Below are 5,488 nucleotides of genomic sequence, written 5' to 3'. Positions count from 1 at the left end.
GAACATGGTGCCGAACTCGATGTGCTGTTGCAGAAGCGGCGCGACAAAGTCGCCGCCAAACGTTTCTTCCTGCGGGTGCTGCGCACCTGCCCGGCACCGCGCATGATCGTCACCGATCAGCTACGCAGCTATCCGGCGGCCAAGGCCGACATTCCGGAACCCGCGAATGTGAAGCATGTACTTGTCAAAGCCGCAGCGCACGTGAACAACCGCGTCGAGAACAGTCATCAGCCTACCCGCGAACGCGAGCGTCGCATGCGTGGGTTTCGAGATCCGCAGCGCACGCAGGTATTCTTGTCGTGCTTCGGCCCAATTCGGCAACATTTCGCGCTCAAACGTCATGTGCTACGCGCGTCGCTCTATCGCAAGCAGCTCGCGACGCAGTTCGAAACCTGGCGACTTTTCACTGGCATGATCCAAAATCCGTCTTTCGCAGCCTGAGTGACCGGCTGAACACTACGGCTTTATCCTGCCATCGCCAACGTGACAATGCCATCTCAAGGTATTGGCCGAACCGGCGGCCGATTGTACGATTTCCCAGCTTTGAATCGTTCCATACGTTCAACGGTTTCCATCAAAACAGCAAGCGGCGTGGTGCGCAATTGATCATCGTGCCAAGCAAGCAGCGACGCGACGAGTTCTTCGATATACGCGTCAAGCCACCACTCGCCATCCTGCTCACCGCGTTCGAACGCTGCATTGATTCCTTGCTCTGCAGCGACGAGTACCTCGGCCCGGATCTCATGACGGCGCGCCTCGTCGATGAAACCCGTGAAGATCACCATCTGCAGCAAGGTCCTCAACCCATGTGCCGAGCCGCACCTCATACGTAACGCTTCGAACACGGTCCGGTACTGAAGCGACATGGCTTCGATTTCGTGTCGCGGCATGGGTAGCAACATGCGCTTGCTCAGCTTGCCACGGGCGATCGTTCTTCGTTGGAACATCGTAACCGTTACCTCACTGCAGTGATGCCGAGGACATATCGCTCGACGTCGACGGCGAGACTGGTGAGTCAGGTGCGTTGCTAGTCGCCTCCAGCTCGTCGACCAGATCCAGTTGGCCGGGCAACGGCGCCGCGCCGCGGCGTTCCGGGCGCGGATGACCGGCGCGCTTCAACGCTCGCGAGATCGCCTGCACCTGGTGCCAGAGGCGATCGGCTTCATTCGGTTGGAGCACGTCGGCGGCGACATTGAGCGCTGCGACGAGTTTGTCGAGGTCCTGCGGACCTGTCAGTATTGCGAGGGCGTCGGCGCGCCTCTGGCTGTAGTGGTAGGCCCTGAGCCACTGAGACAGCGTCCTGCGTTCGTCTCGGGTTAGCGCCTCCAGTACCTCCACGGGCACCGCTTCGTCCACCCTGAACGATCCGATCACCCGCTGTCGAACTCGACCGGCTGGTTTCGGACGCTCGGCGCGCAGCAGCTTGATCAATCGTCCTCGCTCTCGTATCAGCATTGCATTGCCCGTAGATCTCAATCGTTATGTGGCCGCGTGCAAAATTTTCGCGATCGCAATCGCGGTCAGGCATTCACTCGGTCCACCTTCGATCAGCGTAATTGAACGCGCAAGCATGAGGTTCATCGGCAGGCCGAAATCCTCGCACGGATACCCGCGCTCGCAAATCGCTTGACCGTACACATCGCGGCAATTTGGCACGCGATGGATTAATGGGCGAACATCCTTGGCGTAGGCGAACACGGGTTTGCCGAGCGCCGCGGCGAAGCCGACGTCGAAGGCCGTTCCGGTATCAGGTTCATCTATGCTGCGGATATCATCGAGATTGACCATCACGGCATCACACGTGCGAATCAACGACAAATTGTTTTCGCAGACCCACGCGGCTTGTTGGTCCGGCTCAATGCAATCATCGACTACGATATCGAGCGGAAACAGTCCGTCGAAGCCAGCTTGTCGGCACAGTGCTTTCAAGTGCTGTCCATGCTGAACAGCGTCAAGGCGAAATACATCGAAGCCGGTGAGATAAATGCGCGGACGTTCCATACCGTATTCCAAGAGAAGTCTTCTGCAGGTGAGCCGCCATGTTATCGCGATCACATCGTGATCTACGATCGCCGCGGTGATCATGAATGGGATACAACCTCGATCGTATACCTGAGGCGGCGCCACGGCCAGAAATTGCGCAGCATTCCTGATTGACCTCTCAGCCCGGAGCACACGTTCGCTCGCCGTTTCCTGGCCGCCGGACCGTTCGCCGTGCGCGACTCGCGGTCGTCTCCATGCACCAACGCCTGGTGTCGAAGAACGAAATAACTGCAAATATGAACGAATGAACTGCAAATGAGCTGCGGTCGTGTAGCGTTGCGCATGCTTTCATGTACTGAACAGAGGGGGCGGTCTTACCGGCTTTCTTGCTCGTTGCCGCTCGCGTGGCAGGCTTCGAGGACGTCGTGACAGGTTCGATGCCGGTGACACCCAGCCGACTGCGGCCGCGGGCCAGCGAGCGAGTTGCGCTATCGGGATTTTACGTGCAATCAACGTCGTCAGTTCCTCCAGCGGTGCCCGGTTTGTCGGCGGAAGTCGCAGGTAGTAGCCGAGCAATCCGAGGACGAATTGCCGGTGCCGCAGATAGTCGGGCGCGGCAAGCGACAGGGCGCCATTTACACCGTCACGGCACTGTCACGTTGACGAGCGAAAGGGTTAGGATATCGCGATGAAAAAGTCGAAATCGCTCTATCACGGCCATCGATTCCCTGCATCAGTCATCAGCCACGCGGTTCGCTGGTACTTTCGTTTCCAACTCAGTCTGCGCGACATTGAAGAACTGCTGTTCGAGCGTGGCGTGATCGTCAGCTACGAGAGCATCCGCCGCTGGTGCGACAAGTTCGGTGGGAGCTTTGCGCATCGTGTTAAAGTGGCACGACGCAAGCTAGGCAGCACCTGGCATCTGGACGAAATGTTTGTGACGCTGCGCAGCGAACCCTACGTCCTATGGCGAGCGGTCGACAAGCATGGCGTCGAGATCGACATCCTGCTGCAGAAGCTGCGCGACAAGGCGGCAGCCAAGCGTTTCTTCAAGTGTGTGCTGCGCTCGAACCCCGTGCCGCGCAAGATCGTCACCGATCAGTTGCGCAGCTACCCGGCGGCAAAGGCCGAGATGCCAACGCTTGCGCGTGTCAAGCATGTGTTCGTCAAAGCGGCCGCCCGGCTGAACAATCGGGCGGAGAACAGTCACCAGCCCACCCGCGAACGCGAGCGTCGCATGCGTGGCTTTCGCGACCCGAAACGCACGCAGGCCTTCCTGTCGAGCTTCGGTCCGATCCGCCAGCATTTCGCGCTCAAACGTCATTTGCTACGCGCGTCGCTCTATCGCAAGCAACTCGCGACGCGCTTCGAAACCTGGCGACTTTTCACTGGCATGACCCAAAATCCGTCTTTCGCCGCCTGAGCAACCGGCTGAACACCACCGGTTTATCCCGCCATCGCCAACGTGACAATGCCGTCCGAACGACCTTCGAACCGCTCGTCGCCGCTCTTCCTTATTGCGACAGAACTTAGCGAGGGGGCACAATCCTCGCCATCTAATCAATGAATCAAGAAATATCGTTGCTGAAAGGCGAGACCACATATTGCTGCGTCGGAATGTCAAACAGATTCTGGAGTAGTGAATTACCCGTGTTCACGGTGACGGTGGTCAGCACTTTACCAACACCGTACGCTGCTCTGGCCAGCGGGGCGAACAAACCAAAAGTAGCGGCATTGCCAGTTTTTTCAGAGGCAATTCCCGCTGCCTCTATCACATTTCCGACGGCATCGAAAATGCTGCCACCGGTAAAATAAGCTGCACCGGAGACATTTTTGATTTCTTGATGGGTAAGTTTTTCCATTTCACTTCCTTGAAAAAGTTTCAATGTTACATTTATCAAAAACCCTGGCAGCGAGGAATAAATTACTCGCTGCCAGGGCAACATCTGAATATAAAGATTTCTCAATTAAAAAATCCAGTTATTCAGAATTAATATTGCTTCTCGCCAAAAATACCGTTAAACACATTCACAAAAGCGGTCGTAATCTTTTCTCCGATGCCATATGCGGCTTCACCAATCGGAGCAAACAGTCCGCCGGTCAAGGCATTGCCGAGATTCTCCCAGGCACTGCCAATCGCTTCACTCAAGTTGCCAATTGCGTCACCAAGCCCCCCGCCATCATAGTTACCGCCAGCAACAGCTGCGACTTTTTTTGATTAAGTTCTAACATGAGGATTTCCCCAATAAACGCCAGATGACCTATCTGGCAGGGTATCGATTTGCTGCATTTACATGCGCCACAAACCAATTCATAATATTTTTATGAGCCGTAGCCTCGTAATTTCCCATCCCATTATTTGAGATTAACTATTAGATAAGTTGACGATGAGGCGAAATATTTTAGGTGTGACCCGACCGGATGGCCATGCATCTCACTGAACATGAAAATAGCATAAATCGCACAAAATGAAAGTGTGTCAGCTGACTAAATAGCGAACATATGATTACATGATCAGTGCCGACAACGTGGCAATTCACGCATTATGGACGCTACATTGAAAATCGCACGTCAATAACAAAAAATGGTTGTTAATAAAGCTGATTGTAATTTGACGTGGTTGCGTCGATCTGAATCGGGTACTGGACCTCAACGCCGGCGACGCCGACCTGCCGCTGGTCGCGCCGACGGTTGTGTCGCCAATGCTTGCGGGACGTGACAAATTCGGCGTCGAGAATGGGGAGGTCACATAGCTGACCGGCTACACGTCGCGCGGCGCCCGGCACGTCGTGATTCGCGTACTCGGTCGACCGATCGACCTCGTCGAATCGTCGCGGCGGTATCTGGCTGCAGACCTCACCACACGCGTTCCGGCACACGTTCGACACGCAGGCCGCCGCATCCGGAATGGCGCTCGAGGTCTTGCAGCAGGCCCTGGGCCACGCCTCGCTGCAGACCACCACGATCTACGTGAATGCGGAACAACAGCGCATTTAGCAAAATTAACGCGTCCGGGTAGCATAATTAATGAGCCTCAACAGCCGCCGGCTCGACGCCGGCCGCGGAGCGTGGCGAACCCGTGCCGGCCGCCACTATAGCAGCCGATGCATCGGTGCCGACGGCTACCGTGTACGTGACGCTGCGCATCGCGCCGAAGCGCCCGGGCGGCCGCGGCCAGGTCCGCGCGCTGGAGCGCGTTGAGCGTGAAGTGCTGGCCGGCTTCCCACGCACACCGACGCGCGAGCACACCACGGCGCTGCAGGTGCCGTTCGACGGCACCGACGCGCTCGACCGGACTGTCGACGACTTGATGGTCGCCATCGCCCTGATCGCGGAGCAGCAGCGCTGCGTCTCGGAAAGCGCCGCGTGGGCGGAGGTGGCGTGCGAGCGCTGGACGTGGTGAGATAAGCGGCAATGACATGCCGCGACGTAAGCGCCTCGGCCGGGCCGTTTCCCGAAGCTAATTTTTTCAAAGCATGATGGGCACGTTTAGATTGACGGAGCC

9 protein-coding genes are annotated in these 5,488 nt (G+C 57.1%); 4 read left to right on the top strand and 5 right to left on the bottom strand.

The window, feature by feature from the left end; translation table 11 throughout:
* Window positions 1-441: DDE-type integrase/transposase/recombinase (locus RZR99_RS31980; RefSeq protein WP_323123700.1), on the top strand; the 441-nt coding region annotated here is incomplete at its 5' end.
* Between the two features lie 56 nt (window positions 442-497).
* Here RZR99_RS31980 and RZR99_RS31975 read toward each other — a convergent pair.
* Genes RZR99_RS31975 through RZR99_RS31965 form a run of 3 tightly spaced genes read right to left on the bottom strand, consistent with a single transcriptional unit; the run spans window position 498 to window position 2,001 of the window.
* Window positions 498-947, bottom strand: a complete 450-nt coding sequence (locus tag RZR99_RS31975) for a hypothetical protein (protein ID WP_323123699.1) — start codon at window positions 945-947, stop codon at window positions 498-500.
* A gap of 13 nt (window positions 948-960) precedes the next feature.
* A complete protein-coding gene (locus RZR99_RS31970; protein ID WP_323123698.1) occupies window positions 961-1,431 on the bottom strand; it encodes a hypothetical protein in 471 nt (156 codons plus the stop codon).
* 48 nt (window positions 1,432-1,479) lie between these two features.
* Entirely contained in the window at window positions 1,480-2,001 is a 522-nt protein-coding gene (locus RZR99_RS31965; protein ID WP_323123697.1) for a nucleoside 2-deoxyribosyltransferase, read from the bottom strand.
* A gap of 670 nt (window positions 2,002-2,671) precedes the next feature.
* Here RZR99_RS31965 and RZR99_RS31960 point away from each other — a divergent pair.
* Window positions 2,672-3,406: an IS6 family transposase gene (locus RZR99_RS31960; protein WP_323123696.1), complete on the top strand. Its 735-nt coding sequence runs from the start codon at window positions 2,672-2,674 to the stop codon at window positions 3,404-3,406.
* A gap of 145 nt (window positions 3,407-3,551) precedes the next feature.
* Here RZR99_RS31960 and RZR99_RS31955 read toward each other — a convergent pair whose 3' ends face one another.
* Window positions 3,552-3,845, bottom strand: coding sequence for a hypothetical protein (locus tag RZR99_RS31955; protein WP_323123695.1), 294 nt, complete (start codon window positions 3,843-3,845; stop codon window positions 3,552-3,554).
* A 128-nt stretch (window positions 3,846-3,973) separates the two neighbouring features.
* Window positions 3,974-4,132, bottom strand: coding sequence for a hypothetical protein (locus RZR99_RS31950; RefSeq protein WP_323123694.1), 159 nt, complete (start codon window positions 4,130-4,132; stop codon window positions 3,974-3,976).
* A 692-nt stretch (window positions 4,133-4,824) separates the two neighbouring features.
* On the opposite strand from RZR99_RS31950, the gene RZR99_RS31945 reads away from it, so the two are divergent.
* Both RZR99_RS31945 and RZR99_RS31940 read left to right on the top strand, forming a co-directional pair.
* Window positions 4,825-4,980, top strand: coding sequence for a site-specific integrase (locus tag RZR99_RS31945; protein ID WP_323123701.1), 156 nt, complete (start codon window positions 4,825-4,827; stop codon window positions 4,978-4,980).
* 115 nt (window positions 4,981-5,095) lie between these two features.
* Window positions 5,096-5,386 (top strand): hypothetical protein, encoded by a 291-nt coding sequence (locus RZR99_RS31940; protein WP_323123693.1) that lies wholly within the window; start codon window positions 5,096-5,098, stop codon window positions 5,384-5,386.
* Window positions 5,387-5,488 lie beyond the last annotated feature (102 nt).

This window comes from Burkholderia alba (assembly GCF_034721475.1).
GTDB classification, from domain to species: Bacteria; Pseudomonadota; Gammaproteobacteria; order Burkholderiales; family Burkholderiaceae; genus Burkholderia; species Burkholderia alba.
This window is presented reverse-complemented; position numbering and strand designations above follow the sequence as displayed.

Coding starts and splice junctions, on each gene's coding strand:
- RZR99_RS31975 (WP_323123699.1), bottom strand. CDS start 947: ATGTTCCAACGAAGAACGATCGCCCGTGGCAAGCTGAGCAAGCGCATG.
- RZR99_RS31965 (WP_323123697.1), bottom strand. CDS start 2,001: ATGGAACGTCCGCGCATTTATCTCACCGGCTTCGATGTATTTCGCCTT.
- RZR99_RS31960 (WP_323123696.1), top strand. CDS start 2,672: ATGAAAAAGTCGAAATCGCTCTATCACGGCCATCGATTCCCTGCATCA.
- RZR99_RS31955 (WP_323123695.1), bottom strand. CDS start 3,845: ATGGAAAAACTTACCCATCAAGAAATCAAAAATGTCTCCGGTGCAGCT.